13 protein-coding genes are annotated in these 18564 nt (G+C 41.8%); 7 read left to right on the top strand and 6 right to left on the bottom strand.

Going from position 1 to position 18564, the window contains the following annotated elements:
* Position 1 precedes the first annotated feature (1 nt).
* Positions 2–1321 carry a vanadium-dependent haloperoxidase gene (locus tag ACQY4U_RS16905; protein ID WP_428330628.1) on the top strand — a complete coding sequence of 440 codons (1320 nt, stop codon included), beginning with the start codon at positions 2–4 and terminating at the stop codon, positions 1319–1321.
* A 22-nt stretch (positions 1322–1343) separates the two neighbouring features.
* Positions 1344–2909, top strand: a complete 1566-nt coding sequence (locus ACQY4U_RS16910) for an FG-GAP repeat domain-containing protein (protein WP_428330629.1) — start codon at positions 1344–1346, stop codon at positions 2907–2909.
* A 74-nt stretch (positions 2910–2983) separates the two neighbouring features.
* Here the strand turns inward: ACQY4U_RS16910 and ACQY4U_RS16915 are convergent, their stop codons facing one another.
* Entirely contained in the window at positions 2984–4204 is a 1221-nt protein-coding gene (locus ACQY4U_RS16915; RefSeq protein ID WP_428330630.1) for a cytochrome c3 family protein, read from the bottom strand.
* Between the two features lie 428 nt (positions 4205–4632).
* Here ACQY4U_RS16915 and ACQY4U_RS16920 point away from each other — a divergent pair, with 428 nt between their 5' ends.
* Complete coding sequence (locus ACQY4U_RS16920) at positions 4633–7431, top strand: glycoside hydrolase family 2 protein (protein WP_428330631.1); 2799 nt, start codon at positions 4633–4635, stop codon at positions 7429–7431.
* A gap of 95 nt (positions 7432–7526) precedes the next feature.
* Here the strand turns inward: ACQY4U_RS16920 and ACQY4U_RS16925 are convergent, their stop codons facing one another.
* The 3 genes from ACQY4U_RS16925 to ACQY4U_RS16935 all read right to left on the bottom strand — a co-directional run bounded on the left by ACQY4U_RS16925 (position 7527) and on the right by ACQY4U_RS16935 (position 10686).
* Positions 7527–8234 (bottom strand): DNA alkylation repair protein, encoded by a 708-nt coding sequence (locus ACQY4U_RS16925; protein WP_428330632.1) that lies wholly within the window; start codon positions 8232–8234, stop codon positions 7527–7529.
* A 62-nt stretch (positions 8235–8296) separates the two neighbouring features.
* Positions 8297–9481, bottom strand: coding sequence for a glycosyl hydrolase family 8 (locus tag ACQY4U_RS16930; protein ID WP_428330633.1), 1185 nt, complete (start codon positions 9479–9481; stop codon positions 8297–8299).
* A gap of 158 nt (positions 9482–9639) precedes the next feature.
* On the bottom strand, positions 9640–10686 hold the full coding sequence (locus tag ACQY4U_RS16935; protein WP_428330634.1) for a LysR family transcriptional regulator: 1047 nt from the start codon (positions 10684–10686) through the stop codon (positions 9640–9642).
* 88 nt (positions 10687–10774) lie between these two features.
* Between ACQY4U_RS16935 and ACQY4U_RS16940 the strand changes: the two genes are divergently transcribed.
* Genes ACQY4U_RS16940 through ACQY4U_RS16950 form a run of 3 tightly spaced genes read left to right on the top strand, consistent with a single transcriptional unit; the run spans position 10775 to position 16555 of the window.
* The gene (locus tag ACQY4U_RS16940; RefSeq protein ID WP_428330635.1) at positions 10775–12175 is read left to right on the top strand and encodes a TolC family protein; all 1401 of its coding nucleotides are present in this window, start codon (positions 10775–10777) and stop codon (positions 12173–12175) included.
* Between the two features lie 14 nt (positions 12176–12189).
* Positions 12190–15444: an efflux RND transporter permease subunit gene (locus ACQY4U_RS16945; RefSeq protein ID WP_428330636.1), complete on the top strand. Its 3255-nt coding sequence runs from the start codon at positions 12190–12192 to the stop codon at positions 15442–15444.
* On the top strand, positions 15431–16555 hold the full coding sequence (locus ACQY4U_RS16950) for an efflux RND transporter periplasmic adaptor subunit (RefSeq protein ID WP_428330637.1): 1125 nt from the start codon (positions 15431–15433) through the stop codon (positions 16553–16555). The genes ACQY4U_RS16945 and ACQY4U_RS16950 overlap by 14 nt, the downstream gene beginning before the upstream one ends.
* 249 nt (positions 16556–16804) lie before the next feature.
* On the opposite strand, the gene ACQY4U_RS16955 is transcribed toward ACQY4U_RS16950, so the two are convergent.
* The gene (locus tag ACQY4U_RS16955; protein ID WP_428330638.1) at positions 16805–17215 is read right to left on the bottom strand and encodes an RNA recognition motif domain-containing protein; all 411 of its coding nucleotides are present in this window, start codon (positions 17213–17215) and stop codon (positions 16805–16807) included.
* Positions 17216–17342: 127 nt separating this feature from the next.
* Positions 17343–17795 (bottom strand): 3-oxoacyl-ACP synthase, encoded by a 453-nt coding sequence (locus ACQY4U_RS16960; RefSeq protein ID WP_428330639.1) that lies wholly within the window; start codon positions 17793–17795, stop codon positions 17343–17345.
* Positions 17796–18124: 329 nt separating this feature from the next.
* Here ACQY4U_RS16960 and ACQY4U_RS16965 point away from each other — a divergent pair, with 329 nt between their 5' ends.
* A complete protein-coding gene (locus ACQY4U_RS16965; RefSeq protein ID WP_428330640.1) occupies positions 18125–18271 on the top strand; it encodes a hypothetical protein in 147 nt (48 codons plus the stop codon).
* Positions 18272–18564: the final 293 nt, after the last annotated feature.

Consider the following 18564-nt stretch of genomic DNA (forward strand, 5'->3'; position numbering starts at 1 on the left):
TATGAGATACTTTAAAATATTAGCCGTTCTGTTTTCGCTTTTTTTGTTTGCGGCATGTGCCCATAAAGAAAAAGCCGTGCTTTTGAGCGATACCGAAGTTTTGCATCAAAATGAAGACCAGCTAACACAGGTAATTATTTACGATGTATTTACCCCGCCTGTGGCAAGCCGTATTTATGGTTATACCGCTTTAGCATCATACGAGGCTATGCGCTATGCTGATCCTAAGTATAACTCCATCATTAGCCAGTTAAAGGGCTTTGGTAAAGTGCCTATGCCCGAAAAAGGGAAAAAATATAATTATACCCTTGCTGCAACAAAGGCGTTTTTTACGGTGGCGCATAAAGTTACTTTCTCTATTGATACCCTGAAAAAGTACGAGAATAAAGTTTATAGCATGTATAAGGATAATCTTGACGACTCAACCTATGCCCGCTCAGTTGCCTTTGGCGAAAAGATTGGTAAGCTGATACTAAAACGTGCTTCGGTTGATAATTACCCGCAAACAAGGGGTAAACCTAAATATCTGGGTGAAAACAGTCCGGCTAAATGGCGCCCAACTCCGCCGGATTATATGGACGGTGTTGAGTTTTGCTGGGGCGAGATGAAAGTATTTGCTATCGATTCATCAGCTATGTTTCAGCCGGGTCCGCCGCCTGCATACAGCGAGGATAAGAACAGCGCCTATGTTAAGCAGTATACCGAAGTGTATAACAAAAATAAAAGTTTAACCAAAGAAGAAAAGGAGATTGCTACTTTTTGGGATGATAACCCTTTTGTGATACAGCACAACGGACACCTGATGTTTGCTGATAAAAAAATAACCCCGGGAGGGCACTGGATAGGCATTACCACCATTGCCTGTAAAAAAACACATGCGGATGCCGTTAAAACTGCCGAAGCCTATGCACTTACCTCTATAGCGCTGTATGATGCATTTATATGCTGCTGGGAAGTGAAATATAAATACAGCTACGCAAGGCCGGTAACCAATATTAACGAGAAACTTGACCACACCTGGCTGCCGCTTTTACAAACCCCTCCATTTCCCGAATATACCGCCGGGCACTCAACCATTAGCGCAGCATCAGCTACCGTACTTACCCATTTATTTGGTGATAACTTTGAGTTTCAGGATACCAGCGATCTGCATTATATAGGTATGCAGCGCCATTTTACCTCATTTTTACAAGCATCAGATGAAACAGCGATGAGCCGTTTTTATGGAGGCATCCATTACCTTAACAGCTCACTTGCAGCTGCCGTGCAGGGTAAACAACTGGGTAACTATATCTGGAATAAACTCAAAATAACTAATTAATACAGAACTACTGAACTTTGTTATGAGCCTTAAACGAAACTATTTTTTAACATCATCATTGCTTTTATTTACCGCCATAATATCCTGCAGTGTTATGCTGGATGGTTGCAAAAGCAAGGGTAATAATACTTACACCTTAACGGGCGATACCATTGCCGATGGTAAAAACCTTATACAACTGCATTGCACCAAATGCCACGCTTTAGTTCCGGTTAATTCAATAACTAAAGATGTATGGAAATTTCATACCCTGCCATCAATGGCACATTATTTTGGCATAACGCCTTACCTTGATGGCTATTTTAAAAAGGATAAAGATACTACCACAAAGGCAAGCGACTCTATGACCCTGTTAGAGTGGCAGAGCATCACTACTTACTATCAAAAATTGGCACCGGATACGCTGGCTGCAGCTAAACCACCTGTACAGGCCGTTAATGACTGGGCCGGATTCAGCCTTAAAACACCATCGCCGGTAAGTAATATAGCCTATACAACAATGGCGGTGTTAAATCCATTCAGTCATAAAATCTACACATCTGATGGGGTTGCAAAAACGCTGACTGCCTGGGATAGTAATTTGCAAATGGAAAAAGCAGTCGTATTGCCATCGCCGGCAGTAAATGCAAGCTTTATTAAAGATGCTGCCGGTAATAACCAGGGGTTATTTTCGTGCATTGGGCAGTTACAACCAATTGATTTCCCAAGCGGAAAAGTGATCAGTATCGACTTAAATTCAAAAGCCCCGGTACAAACCGTTTTCGCATCAGAACTGGCACGTCCTGTTCAAACCCTGACAGCCGATTTTAACAAAGATGGCTTAGCCGACTGGGTAGTTTGCGGCCAGGGGCGCTTAAAAGGTGGCGTTTACCTGTTTAAACAAAATAAAGATCATACCTATACCCAAAGTAATATAACTGAGCAGCCCGGTGCAGTGCAGGCAGTTGCGGGAGATTTTAATCACGACGGCTGGCCCGATCTGATGGTTTTATTTGGCAGTGTTGACGAAGGCTTGTGGATGTACCTGAATGATCATAAAGGCGGTTTTACTGCTAAAAACCTGTTGCGTTTTCCGCCGGTATATGGCTCAACCAGTTTTCAGCTGGCTGATATTGACCATGACGGAAACCCTGACCTGATCTATACCTGTGGCTATAACTTCCATGATTCGCGCATTCTTAAGCCTTATCATGGTATGTATATCTTTAAAAATACGGGCAACTGGAACTTTAAACAGCAATGGTTTTACCCAGTAAATGGCTGTACAAAAGCAATAGCTGCTGATTTTGATGGTGACGGCGACCTGGATATTATAACCAGTGCCTTTTTTGCCGACCTTAAAAATAATCCTGCCGAAAGCTGCATTTATTTTGAACAGGATATACCATTCAGCTTTAAACCGCATACCATCCCGGTAAGTAAATATGGCCGCTGGTTCAGCATGGATGTTGGCGATTACAATAACGATGGCAAGCCCGATGTTATATTGGCAAATTATGCCGCCGGCTTTAATATTCAAAACGGGCTAACACCTTTTTGGGCTAAAAGCTTACCTTTTGTAGTGTTGCAGAATAACTTTAAGAAATAAGTTTTACTTTAATAATTACCAATAGCCATAATGAACAGCAAATGTTTGTTATGGCTGTTTTGTTTTACTGATTTTTATTTCGACTGTGCTTTTAAATAAGCCATTACTTTTTGTGTTTCTTCAGTATAGATCCCTATATGATGGGTATGTACTAGCGCACCGGATTGCCCTACAACAATAGTTTTTGAGGTAAATGCCGGCATGTGGCATGATATGCAATTACCCATAAGCAAAGCCGCACTTAGTTTACCCGTCATTTTACATTGAATATGTGAGGTAGCGCTATGGCAGGTCATACATTTGGCGGCGTAAAGAGTAACATTATCCCGGTCGTTAACATGGGTGTTATGGCAGGTAGAGCAATCCATATTGCTGCTCATAAAACACTTGCTGCTGGCCAGCAGGGCTTTTTGGTTGCCGTGCACATCAATGTTTTTATAATCAACTGGCGTAGCAGAAGCACGTGTAGCCATATAGTTCGACAGTGTATCACCGGGTTTAAAGCCAAAGGTTGGTTTTAGCATTCGGCTCGTTGCGCCCGAGTGGCAAACGGCACACATGTTTATCTTTTGCTCGCGGGTTAATGAGTTAAATGCAACCATAAAATGAGGCTTCTTTTCGCCTGGATTTTCTGTGTGGAACTTTACGTGTTCGGCGGCAGGGCCGTGGCAGCGTTCGCAATCAACACTAAAAACTAACGATTGCTTATCGTATCCCTCAATCCCCACATAAAAATTTGGAACTTCGGGTGGTGCCGATTTTGCGTAAGACAAATGGCAATCCAAACAACGTGTACTTACGGCACGCTCAAAAGCAACCCGGTTGGGCTCGTACCCCGGGCTGTTTATCCAGGCATGGTTAGCGGTGTTGTAGGATATGGGTAGTTGAAATAATTCGTTAGTAAACCAATATGCATAGCTTTGTCCTTTTACACCACCAAATACAATATCAAAACGTTGTGCTTGTTCCTTTTTACCATCAGCATAGCTTGTTTGGTAAAGGCCGGTGTCGCGTTTATCCATCACCACTTTTAAATGCGGGTTAAAAACAAACTCATTAGCGCCTTTGGCAAAGCTGCCTTGAACTGTTTTTGCATCGGCTGGGGCCGATGCCATAAAATGTGCGGTATGTAAATAGGAATTGGAAACATCCTTATGGCAACTGATACAGGTAGCCGAACCTGCATAAGCATCGCCCCGCGGATCTTCCTTTTTTTTTGAAGTAAAGCACTGCGAAAAAATGAAGAATAAAGGAATTAAAAATATAGCTAATCGGGTAAGTTTCCTTTTTAACATAGATGTTGGTTATAGCCCAATAAATTCAGGTTAGCAGCAATTGTTGTAAGCAAAATGTTATAAAAGTATTATACCCTTTATCGGGCTAAAATACGCCTGGCTTATTGGTAAGCTAATATAGCTGAAATATTTATAGCATTATAAATTATGCCTTTATCTACTTGTAATATATCTGTTATTGTTTAAACATAGTTTTACTACAGCTATTGCAGGGCCTTAATTGTGGCGATATTAATAGTATATTTACTATTGAAATAAGTATTATTTCAAAATAGTATAACAAAAGGATAAATTAGTACAATTCAGCCAGTGCTTTAGTTAGGTAGATTTACACCTGTATAAAAAGCTTAAAAATCCATCGCCTGCAACGCTATAAACCGGGGCTTTAATGTTGCAATATTTGGGTACCCACGTTTAAAAAACTAACGATGCTAATAAAGAAATTTATCTATCCGGCAACCATTGGCCTTATTGCCAATTGCTTGTTTTCTTTTGGCCTGTTTGCCCAATCGGCAGGCGTAAAACAGGTTAAACTCACTGATTTTGACCTGCAGTCATCTGCCCTTATAAATGCAACCGGTAATGAGCTCTCATCAGTACAATACCATTCGCCGGTTTACTGGTTCCCGGTAAAGGTACCATCAACAGTGCTGACAGGACTGGTTGCCAATCATATTTATGCTGATCCTTACCAGGGGCTTAACAATATGCTGATCCCCGATGCATCAGATCAGTTTAATAAAGAATATAAACTTGAGCAGTACAGCTTTTTGCCAAACGATCCAAATCCATGGAAAAAGCCTTACTGGTACCGTACCACCTTCAAAGTGCCGGCGGCAGATAAAGGCCGTCATTTTCAATTGATATTTAAAGGGATAAATTACCGCGCCGCAGTTTGGGTAAATGGTAAACAAATTGCCGATTCTACCCAGATGGCGGGCATGTTTGCCGATTATAATTTAGATGTTACGGGTGCTATTGAGGCCGGTAAAGAAAATGCCCTTGCTGTAAAAATCTATCCGCTTGATTATCCCGGCTATCCCGCTAAAGAACAACTAGAGGCTTTAGGTCCTTTTTATGAAAATGGCGGCCCGACAGGCGACATTGGCAAAAATGTAACCATGCTTTGCTCTGTAGGGTGGGATTGGATTCCCCCGGTTCGCGATCGTAATATGGGTATTTGGCAGCCGGTTTACCTGCGCACAACTGGCGCTGTAACTATTGGGCACCCCAAATTAGTAACAACCTTGCCTTTGCCTGATACCAGTTCGGCCAAACTATCACTGAACCTCACCCTGTCAAACCATAGCGAAACTGTTCAAAATGGTAAGTTGATAGTGAGTATAAAGCCCGAAAACTTTACGGGGCTGCCAACACAGTTTACACAAAATATTAGTGTGGCTGCAAATGGTGCATCGGTTATTGATTTGAATGCTGATAAAATAAGCCAGTTATTAATTAAGCAGCCACATTTATGGTGGCCCAATGGCTACGGAAAGGCAAACTTGTACCGTATAAGGCTGCAATATGCCGATGCTAATGGCATTGCCGATGATACTACGTTTGTATTCGGGATCCGTGCGGTTAGCTCAAAGGCTACTATGGTAAATGGCTACGCCCGCCGCGAGTTTTTTGTAAACGGCAAACGTGTGCACCTGAACGGCGGCGCCTGGGTACCTGATTTTATGGTGAACCGTGATTCGGCCCGTTACGATTACGAAATGCACCTTTGCCGCAATGCCAATATTAATTTGGTGCGCATTTGGGGCGGCGGCATTACACCGCCTGATGCTTTCTGGAACGCGGCCGATAAATATGGCGAAATGGTATGGTCTGACTTTTGGGTAACAGGAGATACACAGGGAGAGTTTAAAGGATCGCCTGATTGGCCGTTAGAAGGTAATGTATTTATAAAAAATGTGGTAAGTACTATCTTCCGTATCCGTAACCATCCAAGTTTATTGGTTTGGACTGGCGGTAACGAGGGGCATGCCCGCAAGGAGCTATATGATGCCATGCGCAATAACATTATTGATTTAGACGGAACGCGTCCGTTTATTCCAAGTTCATCAGGTTTTGCCAAATTGCCTGCGGGCTGGAAAGGCTCATGGCCGGATGATATGCCATCGGGTGTTTATAGCGGCGGCCCTTATGAGTGGCAGGATCCTAAAGTATATTATAAAAAAGCTGATGCAGGCGGCGACTGGGTATTTAAGGATGAAACCGGGATCCCCTCACAACCACCATATACCACTTTGGCTAAAACTATCCCTAATTTAGTTTGGGATACCAAACTACCTTTCCCGCTTAATAATACCTGGGGATACCATGATGCCGCAACTGGGGCAGGCCGTTATGATAAATATTATACCGAAATGGTTAAAAGATATGGCCAGCCAAACACAATGGTCAACTTTTCGGACAAGATGCAGCTGATGAACTATGTTGGCTACCAGGGCATATTTGAAGCTGCCGGGCATAAGCTGAACGAAACAGGCGGTGTAATGCTATGGAAACTGAATGCCGCGTTGCCAAGTGTAATATGGCAGATTTATGATTGGTACCTTGAACCCAATGCCGGTTATTACGCCATGCAAAATGCAGTTGAACCTTTACATATCCAGTTTAACCAGGATGATTCTACCGCCGCAGTGATCAATAGGATACATGCTGCAACCGGAATATTAACGGCTAAAGCTGATATTTATAATACCGACAGCAAAGTAATGTATTCGGTTAAAATTAATAACATCGGTTTAGCGCAAAGCGGTACGCAGGAAGTTATCAAACTAAAGGAAGCCTTAAAGGATATTAAAGGCGTAAGTTTTGTGGTGCTAAACTTAAGTAATGCAGCCGGCAGAACAATATCACACAACGTTTACTGGATGGCGCCAAATAATGATTTTACCGCCTTTAACAACTTAGATATTACTAAGGTTGATGTAAAAGTATTAAAAGCCGAAAAGGGTGCAAGCGAAAATAAATGGACCCTGCAATTCACCAATAATACCGAGAAGCTGGCATTTTTTGTGCGCCCGCAATTAATGAAGAACGGCGAAGAGGTGATGCCAAGCTACTGGACAGGTAATTACTTTACCCTTGCCCCGCACGAAGCTATAACCGTATCGGTAAGTGCGCCGCTGGCCAAGTTAGGAACAGTACAGCCAACCATATTGGTTGAGGGCTGGAACCTTGAAAAACAGGCAATAATCTTACCTTCAAAATAAGCATTCAATTAAATTAAAATAGGTCAGTTATGCAAAAAGCCTCTCAATTTGGGAGGCTTTTGCTTTTTACGGTTGGGTAGCATTTAGTAATACCTTTAACACTTAACCATTTTCTTTTTTGCAACGGGATTGCCTTTTGCAGTTGCTTTTTTAATATAATCAATAGCCTTGGGTATTTTGCAGGCTGTTCCATTTTTATCTATAACAACGGTTCCTATTCTGTGGGCAGCGGCTATTGTTTCGTCAGCTAAAGGGGCAACATAAGTCCCTAATGCAATAACAAAGCCATTCATGGCTTGGCGCACGCGGTTGGGCGACGAATGGATGGTTTGCTCAATCCTGTTTAACAATGCTTTTAATTTAGCTATATCTAATTCATTATCAGCTTTTAAGGATACGATATTTAATAGGGTAGACCATCCTGCGGCGGCAATACGTTCGTCGTGCTTATCTATCCACTCCAGTGCAAGCTCAAAACCATACGGGCTCCCCGTTGCCACCCACGGAACTATATATTCGCTGATATTATTTGATAGCGCTTCATCTACCCAGGTTTGCAGATCGGCTTTGGTCATTTTTTCATCGTCGGCAATTAGCCCGGCCAGGTACATGGCATCGGCATTGCCGGTAGCAAACAGATCTTTTGCAAGCTGGTAATCCTTTTTTACTTTTTTCTGGATGGTTTTTAAGTATTCAATCTTAACTCCGAAGAATGGTTCTTTAACACCATGTTTAAGCAATATTTTTTTTATGCTTTCGCTGCCATTTGCTTGCAGCTCCTCCATAATTTCTGCTACTTCCATTTTATGTCCTATTAAACAATAAAATTAAAAGATTTTTCAATTGATAAACAGGGAAAGTAACTTTATTTGGGTGATGGATTCCAATAGTTCCCGGTGATGATGATCATATTTAGCAGTTTAATGCTGTTGTCATAATAATCGTAATCCTTCATTTTAAAAGCCGTAAGGTAATCCCAAACATGGTTAAGCCAGGGCTGATCCTTTTGGTCAACCAATGCCGAAACACCAAATGGCGCTATAAAGCTCAAAGCCTCAAAATAACGGCCCTTGATATCATCGCCCGCCAGGGTATAACCTGCCGAAATATTATAAGTGTTGTTATTGGTTGTTTTACGGATCCAGTGGTTTATTTTATCGGCAATAACTTTTGAACGTTTATCGCCTGTTATTAAATAATCGGTAGCTATGCGCCAGGGATCGCGGCAGGCATTGTAGTTGTAATTGCCATCGTATTTTGACTCTAAAAAGTTTGGTGGTGCAGGTTTAGGTTTTTTATTTATGCCGACTATAAAATCAGGGATCAAACCCGCATCAGGGCTGTAAGTATGTTCCAGATTAGCAAACAGCTTGTATTCAGCATCAATAACGTTGTTCCACCTTTTGTCTTTGGTAACTCTTTCAAAAGCTTTGAAATGCGAAGGCATAAAATCAGATGACCGGGTATCAAAGTAATCACCGCTTTCGGCTTCTATTGCGTCGCTCAGCAATACTGTCCATGTTTTATGGTTTATCTCGTGCTCCATAATGGCGGCTATCATCGCTTTGGCTTCGCTCATGTAGTTGATAGTGCCTTTGCTACTCCATTGTCTATCGGCCAATAAAAGTGAATAAGCAATATCCATATCACCGTCTGTTGCTGATGTGCCGTCGGTGCTTTTACCATTGCTGTATTGCGCCCATGCCATTAAATATTTACTTTTAATACTGGGGTGCGCACGGTAATAGCGGTAAAGATTATCAAAGGTGTTTTTTGCCAATGGATCATAACCGGCCATCAGGGCAACAATGATCATTCCGTATCCCTGGCCTTCAGATACGCATTGTTTTTTGCCAACGTTTTCAAACCAAACAAAGCTTTCGGCTTTGCCGGGCGTGTTTTTTATAAACCGCTTTTTCCACTGCGTATAAAAATCACGAACAGAATTATCCAGTTGATTTTGAGTAAGATGATTCGGTTTGATGGTGCCGCTAAAATACTTTTCATGCTGCGGAAATGGCTTTAAAGCTTGCTGCGCAAACAAGGGCATGCTATAGCAACCAATAAAAACATAAAATAGCAAATGCTTTAGCCCCATAATTTATCTTAATAAAGCTGTCTCAAAATTCGTTTTAGCAAAAAGGTTGTCAAATAGTATTTGTCTTTGTATGCTCCGCATCTTAATCTTTGGGTGCTCTATTAAAATATTTAATACTGATAGTTCTTAATATCATCAAATGCATTAAAAGCTACTTCCTTAGTAAATTTTGCTGGTGAAGGTGTTGTTTTTTGGATAGATGCCTGCATTGGTAAAGCAAGATGCTGTTCTGTTTGTAGCACTTCAGGTTCGTCAACACTCATATCGGCACCAGAGAAATACATTTTCAAACACTCTAAAAAATTCTGAATAGCCGGGGTTTGTTTACAGGTTGCAGCAAACCACGCACGTTTTGAAACACTATGATGCAGCGGTTTTGCAACAATATTACGGCCCTTAAGGTATGGTTCAACAATCCAATCGGCCATAACGGTAATTCCTAAGCCAGCGTTTACCATTTCAATAGTGGCATCAGTATAATGTATCCGGTGCAGCGTTTTTGGCTTTACCTGCTGGGCCTGTATAAGTGCTTCAATAACAGGCGTATCCTGGTACGATGGATCATAAAGCGGCAGTATGAGTTCCTGCCCATGAAAATCTGCAATGTCAATTATATCCTTTTTAGCCAGCGGATGATCTTTGCTCAGCACGGCAGTCAGCCTGTCTTCAAAAATAGGTTCGTAGCGTATTTTGGTATTCACCATTTGGGTACGGATAATGCCAATATCCAGGTCGCCGTTCATCAGGTATTCTAAAGGCCTGCGTGTAGCGTCAGATAATATCTGGATATTAATATCTGGCCATTGCTTTTTATAGTATTTAATAATGCCCGGCAGCCAGTGATAAGCCGTATAACATTGCATGCTAATGCTTAGCTTACCTGTTTTACCGCTCTTATAATTGCGAATATCTTCCTCAAGAGATTTGATCTCGGCCAGGATCTTTTCCGAACTGCGCAGAAAGCGGTAACCTTGTTCTGAAAGGTGCAGCCGTTTTCCCTGGCGGGTAAATATCTCAACGTCAAGCTCGCGTTCCAACTCTTTTAACTGATGGCTTAAAGCCGATTGTGTTAAATGCAGCGTAGTTGCAGCTTTGGTTAAAGTACCTTCCTTTGAGATGGTATCAACTAATTTAAAATGATGTATGGCAATATTCATTATTACTTTTTCTAATGATTGTCACAAAATTAATTCATTTTTTTCATATAGAAGAGAATTATATTTTTGCAGTGTCAAAAATACACACATGTTAAACATCTCTTCAAAACAACTCCTCTTAGGTTTTTTGAGTGTTTTATTTGCTTTTACGGCACAAGGCCAAAAAATACTTACTATAAAAGATGCAGAGCAAATAGCTTTGGCCAATTATGGTACTATCAAATCAAAAGCAAATCAACTAAACGCTTCAAAAGCTTACTTATCGGAAACAAAATCGGAATACCTACCCGATGTGAATTTGTCGGCACAACAAGACTATGGAACCGTTAACGGCCAAAACGGTCCGCTGTATGGTTACAAGGGTTTAAGTGTTGCCTCTTCAGGCCCGGCAACTGCCAGCCAAAACTGGAACGCTGCCTTTGGTTCCCTTTATTTAACCAACGTTAGCTGGGACGTTTTTGCTTTCGGCAGGGCAACCGAAAAAGTAAAAGTTCAAAAATCGGCAGTAGCGCGTGATGAAACCGACCTGGTTCAGGAACAGTTTCAGCACGAAATTCGCGTGGCAAGTACTTATTTAAACTTGTTAGCTGCACAACAATTAAGCAAAGCGCAGGAAGATAACCTTAAACGCGCAATGGATCTGCAAAAAGTAGTAGTGGCAAGGGTTAGGAACGGTTTAAACCCCGGTGTTGATTCGTCGCAAGCAAATGCCGAAGTTTCAAACGCAAGGATAGCGCTTACCAATACCCGCCAAACGGTACAGGATCAAAGTAATCAGCTGGCTATTTACATGGGCATTCAGCCGCAGGATTTTCAGTTAGACAGTGCTTTTATCACCAAACCACCTGCAAATGCTGATCCGCTATCGCAGGTCACTATAGAGAATCACCCCTTATTAAAATTCTACCAAAACAGGATTGCCGTAAGTGATGAGCAGGCTAAATATCTTAAAACATTTAACTATCCAACCTTTAGCCTTTTTGGTGTTTACCAGGGCCGGGGATCGGGCTTTAAGGCCGATTACGGTACCAACCCTAATGATTATAGCAGCAGCTATGGCAGCGGTGCCGATCCAACCCGTTACAACTATTTATTAGGTGTAGGTGTGGTTTGGAACTTTACCAGCCTATTCAGGGTGCATTACCAGGTAAAATCGCAGCAATATACATCGGCGCAGTACAAGGATGATTATAACCTGGTAAGCCAGCAATTGATTGCCCAGCAGGCACTGGCCGAAACACGCATCAGCAACGCTCTCAAAAATTATCACGAGGTGCCTGAAGAAGTAAAGGCGGCAAGCGATGCCTATCATCAAAAATTTGCCCTTTACCAAAATGGCTTAGCTAACATTGTTGATTTTACGCAGGCGCTTTACGTGCTTAACCGTGCCGAGGTTGATAAAGATATAGCCCAAAACAATGTATGGCAGGCAATTTTGTTTAAAGCCGCCGCCACCGGCGATTTTGGGATTTTTATAAATAACTTTTAATACAGCATATAATAATGGGAATGATAAAAGGGGCTCTACAAAAGCCGATCACCATACTGGTTATAGTTGCGGGATTATTCTTCTTCGGTATTAATGCAGTGCGAACTATCAAGATTGATATTTTTCCTGACTTAAATTTACCGGTTATCTATATTTCGCACCCATACGGCGGTTATACCCCCGACCAAATGGAAGCCTATTTTGGCAAACAATACGTAAACCTGTTGCTGTTTGTATCGGGCGTAAAAAGTATCGAAACAAAAAATATTCAGGGTTTAACACTTATAAAGGTTACGTTTTACGAGGGCACTAACATGGCCCAGGCCGCGGCGGAGGTCACGGGGTACACCAACCGGGCCCAGGCCGGGTTCCCGCAAGGTTCACAGCCGCCTTTTATATTAAGGTTTGATGCTTCAACACTGCCGGTAGGGCAGTTGGTATTAAGCAGCCCAACCCGCTCAAACAATGAACTGCTCGATTATGCATTGATCTATGTGCGGTCGTCATTTACCTCTGTTCCCGGGTTGGTTGCACCGGCACCGTTTGGGGGTAACCAGCGTACTGTTGTAATAAAGGTTGATCCGGAATTGCTGCGTGCCCATAATTTAACGCCCGACCAGATTGTACAGGCCCTGCGTGATAATAACCAGAGCACACCGGCGGGTAACGTACGTGTAGGTAACTACAATTATTTAACACCAACCAATACCACTATTGCCAAGGTTGCTGATTTTGGTGACATTCCACTATTTAAAAATGGGGTGCAAACCGTTTTTTTACGTGATGTTGCCTCTGTTGAAGATGCTGCCGATATTACCACGGGCTATGCACTTATAAACGGTAAGCGTTCTGTTTACCTGCCAATTACCAAATCGGCATCGGCATCTACCTGGGATGTAGTTCAGAACCTTAAAAAGGCGCTGCCGCGTTTCCAGGCTTTATTACCGGCTGATGTTAAGCTGTCATTCGTGTTCGATCAATCGGTATATGTAATAAACGCCGTTAAGAGTTTGGCCGAAGAAGGCGCCATTGGTGCAGTACTTACCGGGTTAATGGTACTGCTGTTTTTGGGTGATAAAAGAGGGGCGCTGATTGTAATATTAACTATTCCAACCTGTGTTATCTCCGCTATATTTTTCCTTGGCCTGTTTCATCAAACCATAAATATCATGACGCTGAGCGGTCTTTCGCTGGCAATCGGTATCCTGGTGGATGAATCAACGGTAACCATTGAGAATATTCACCAGCATTTTGATATGGGTAAGCCAAAGGCATTAGCCATTTGGGATGCCTGTAAAGAAATAGCGTTCCCTAAATTGCTGATCCTGTTCTGTATCCTTGCCGTATTTGCACCAGCATTTACCATGACCGGTATACCTGGTGCATTGTTCCTGCCGCTTGCACTGGCTATAGGTTTCTCCATGATCATTTCCTACCTGCTTGCCCAAACCTTTGTGCCTATTATGGCCAACTGGGTAATGGTAAACAAGCACGAAGATAAAAGCCACAAAGATGGTTTTGCTTTAGATGATGAAGGCGATGCCTGGGAACAAAAAGAGTTAGCTATTAAACATGCAACAGAACCTAACGAAGCTAAGCTTACCGGTTTTGATAAATTCAGAAAGCGCTATTTGAGCTTGATGGATGGCATGTTTAAAAGGCGTAAGTTAGTGGTATCAATTTATTTGGTGGCAGCCATTGGCCTTGCGCTTTTACTGTTCAGTATAATAGGGCGTGATGTTTTGCCTAAAGTTAACTCGGGTACTTTCCAGGTGCGTTTGCGCGGTGCCGATGGTACCAGGCTTGAACGTACCGAAACCAGCACCATACAGGCCATACATGTTTTGGAAAGCGTTGTTGGTAAAGAAAACATAGCCATTACCTCCACATTGGTTGGTACGCACCCGTCGTCGTTTTCAACAAACCCTATATATATGTTTATGGCCGGCCCGCAGGAAGCCGTAATGCAGGTGAGTTTGGCCGAAGGTTATAAAGTTCATAACCTGGATGATTTGAAGGAAAAATTCAGGATAGCCATGAAAAAGCAACTGCCTGATATTAAAATATCCTTTGAACCTATTGAGCTTACTGATAAAATTTTAAGCCAGGGTTCGCCAACACCAATTGAGGTGGCCGTAAACGGTAAAAACAAAAAGGAAAATGCCGCCTACGCCCAAAAAATTGTTGATAAGCTAAGTACCATTGATTATTTACGCGATGTGCAGATAGCACAATCATTTAAATATCCATCAATTGATATTAATATTGACCGTGTAAGGGCAGCTGAGTTAGGGGTAAGCATCAATGATATATCACGTACGCTTACTGCATCAACCTCATCATCCCGTTTTACCGAGAAAAATAACTGGATTGATCAGAAAGGTAATTACAGTTACCTGGTACAGGTGCAAATTCCTGAGTATCAAATGTCGAGCCTTAATGATATTAATGAGATCCCGGTATTAAGCAATCAGCCGCGTCCGGTTATCAGCGATGTGGCAACCGTAAAACAGTCATTTACTAATGGTGAGGATGATGATATTGGCGCTGTTCCAACCATGTCTGTTACTGCTAATATCAGCAATAAGGATTTAGGTACCGCTACTGATGATGTTGAAAAAGCACTTAAGCAATTAGGCACACCACCACGCGGACTAACCGTACAGTTAAAGGGTATGACCCAAACTTTAACCGAAACGCTGGATAGTTTGCAAACAGGTTTATTGGTAGCCATCCTGGTTATCTTTATGATGCTTGCGGCCAATTTCCAATCGTTTAAAGTATCTTTGGTAGTACTGTCAACCGTGCCTGCTGTATTGTTTGGATCACTGCTGCTTGTTAAAATAACAGGCGCTACGCTTAACCTGCAATCATACATGGGTATGATTATGTCGGTAGGGGTATCCATATCAAACGCAGTACTGTTGGTTACCAATGCCGAAGAGTTAAGAAAGCACAATGGCGATGCGCTGAAATCAGCACGCGAGGCAGTAGCCTTACGTTTGCGCCCCATATTAATGACAAGTTTGGCCATGATTATAGGTATGATACCTATGGCATCGGGTTTAGGCGAGGGTGGTGATCAAACCTCTCCGCTTGGCCGTGCGGTTATTGGCGGCTTGTTTGCATCAACTTTTGCTGCATTATTAATATTACCTCTTGTATTTGCCTGGGTACAAGGCAATGCAACCACTCAATCTGTTTCGTTAGACCCTGAAGATAAAGAAAGTCAATTTTATGTCCCTTTGCATCACAATGAACATCACTAAAAATAAATCAATCGCTGCCATGATCGCTTTGATCGTAGGCGCCAGTTTACTGAGCTCATGCGGCCCGGATAAAAAACAACAAGAAGAACAGGCCGAAACTGTAAAACAGACCGAAGCCGTTGAAAGCCCTACCGTTGTACTTACACCAGTACAAAAGGGTAAACTGAGCTCAACAATTGCTGTACCGGGAGAATTGATCCCTTACCAGGAAGTTGAGCTGTATGCCAAGGTAAATAGTTATGTAAAAAACCTTTTGGTTGATATTGGTTCGCAAGTGCACCAGGGCCAGTTATTGGTAACCTTAGAGGCACCTGAGATAAACAGCCAGTTAGCAGGGGCAAAATCGCGCATTGAGCAGCAACAGGCTATTTATATTGCCAGCAAAGCTACTTACGACCGTTTGCTGAGCACCAGTAAAATTCCGGGTACGGTTTCTGAAAATGACCTGGAACAGGCTGCCGCTAAGAAGAATGCAGACCAGGCAAATGTTGAATCGGCCAAATCAGCTTATAAAGAAGTAGCCGCTAACCTAAATTACCTGGAGATAAGGGCACCATTTGACGGGGTTATAACTGCGCGTAATGTAAACCAGGGTGCTTATGTTGGCCCGGGTGGTAAAGGTACCGATCCGCTGTTTGTATTGCAGGATCAAAAAAGGCTGCGTTTAGTGGTTTCAATCCCTGAAAGCTCAACAGGTGGCTTAAGCAGTAAAGATGAAGTGACCTTTAGTGTACGATCATTACCGAGCCAAAAGTTTACAGCTAAAGTAAAACGACTGGCAGGTGCGCTTGATGTAAAATTACGTTCAGAACGGTTGGAGATGGATGTATACAACAAAAACAATGAGTTGTTACCACACATGTTTGCCGAAGTTGATGTGCCGTTGCCATCGCGCGATAGCACCATCATTTTACCTAAAACAGCCGTGGTAATTTCAACCGAAAAGGTTTTTGTGATCCGTGTTGTTAATCATAAAGCCGAATGGGTGAGTGTGAAAAAAGGGATTCAGGCTGGTGACCAGGTTGAAGTTTATGGTGACTTAAAACCAGGCGAGCAGGTAGTTAAACTGGCATCCGAAGAAATAAGGGACGGAGCAACAGTTAAATACTGATAAAGTAAGCTAATAGAATAAATTTTATTGAGGGGTTAGGTGTTGAAAATTCAGCATAAAGCCCCTTAATAATTTCAATGATATTAAAATATAATTAAGCTATTTACGGAAAAAAAAGGGCAATAAAAAAGCTACTAAAAGATCTATAGGAGCTAAGAGCAATTACAGGTAGAAGATACCTGCTTACAAACATTACAAAGTAAAATGCCTTATTATATATATAATAAGGCATTTTACTTTATTTATATATTACCAACGGCTACCACCGCCGCCACCGCCACGGTTGTTGTCCCTTGAGTAGCCACCGCCACCACCGCCGCCGCTTCCGCCACGGCTACCGCCGCCACCGCCATAGCCACCACCGCCACCGCGGTTGCCACCATAACCGCCGCCGCCGCCACTTCTGCGATCGCTTGGTTTTTTCTCTTCTGCCTGGCTTACTGCAATTGATCTGCCTTTAACATCCGCGCCGTTTAAGCCGGTGATCGCTTTTTGTGCGCTCTCATCGTCTGGCATTTCAACAAAGCCGAAACCCTTGCTTCTACCGGTTTCTCTGTCACTAATTAATTTTACGGTGCTAACTTCACCATAGGCTTCGAAAAGCTCTCTTAAATCGGCTTCCTCTAATGAGAAAGGAAGACTTCCTACAAATATGTTCATCAAAATTTAATTTATAACGGGCAAGTCTACTACGCTTACCTTTTTTTGTTTACATCAAATATAGTAATAGATATTTTATACTTACTGTAACAAATCGTAAATAGAAGCAAGATATTTTAAAAAAAGATCAAATAACCTCTATAATACGGTATGTTTTGTTGTTTAGCCCAAACTCAAAGCCAACTTTTTGGCCCATAAGCCTTAAACCTATTGGCGATGCCGGCGATATGGCAAAATAATTTTCATTATTAACTGTTAATATACCCGCGCTAACTGCTATATAAAAATTACCACTATCAGTTAAAACTACACTTCCTGTTTCGGCTTTATTACTAACACTGGCCGGGTTTATTTTGTTTAAAGAAACTTTTAATTTATTGGCCTCATTCAGCTGCATCATGTTACGGTCGGTTTCTTGCTGCATCATTTCGCGGCCGGTTTCATATTTATCGCCCGCGCTGCTTTTAGTATCATCGGTTGATGCTTTTTGTGCTTCGTTAATGGCCAGTTGTGCAGCGTCCATACGCTTTTGTATATAATCAAGGCATTGGTTATATAGTTCCTGTTTTAGCTCGCTCATTATTTGCCTTTTTGATAAGCAGCGAAGATGATGAAAAGGTTATTAATTATGTAGATGATATTTGAAAATTCGGTAAAAAAAGAAAGCCCCCTTACACTCGCTGTTTGGGGGCTTTCAACCTAAACCTTATCACAATTATAAATGCGAGATGCACTTATATGGTTAACTAACGTAATTAAAAGGCGTTCTGTTTTCTGTAAGCATAAAAAAAGCCTAAACCTTGCAATTATATGATAATTGAATTGCCGGCGTAAAATAGCCACATTAATTTTTACCTGGATTGTAGCATTAGTTATAAAAAGCACGTAATGGTAATTATAAGTAATACTATGAACCGGACTTATAAAATGAAAGCACAGCGGGAATTTAGAAAAACCCTTATCCTGCTGATAATTGTATCTGCAATAATGAGCCTGGTAGTTTTGCTGCCTCAAAAGCAAAACGAAAAGAGCATTAACATACATGTTGCTAAATAGAAGCAGTGTTTATCGTTATATGTTTTCAGTAAAAAATTTAAGCGGGTTTATAATTATATTTTGACCATTACGGCCATTGGTGCCCGCCGGCTAATCACCATTACCATACAATGATTTTATTAGCCTAAAATTAATAGCTGAACAACAATTATATTGGCTTATATTATTCATGCTGGTTGTTTTTATGGTATCTGTAGATAATAATCATAAGTTTTATGGATAAGATGCACCATTTTAACAGTAAATTTTTCATTGTTTCTGGTTTTAACAATGTGTACTTTCAGCATACCAAT

This window comes from Mucilaginibacter sp., assembly GCF_965277465.1.
In the GTDB taxonomy this organism is placed as follows: Bacteria; Bacteroidota; Bacteroidia; order Sphingobacteriales; family Sphingobacteriaceae; genus Mucilaginibacter.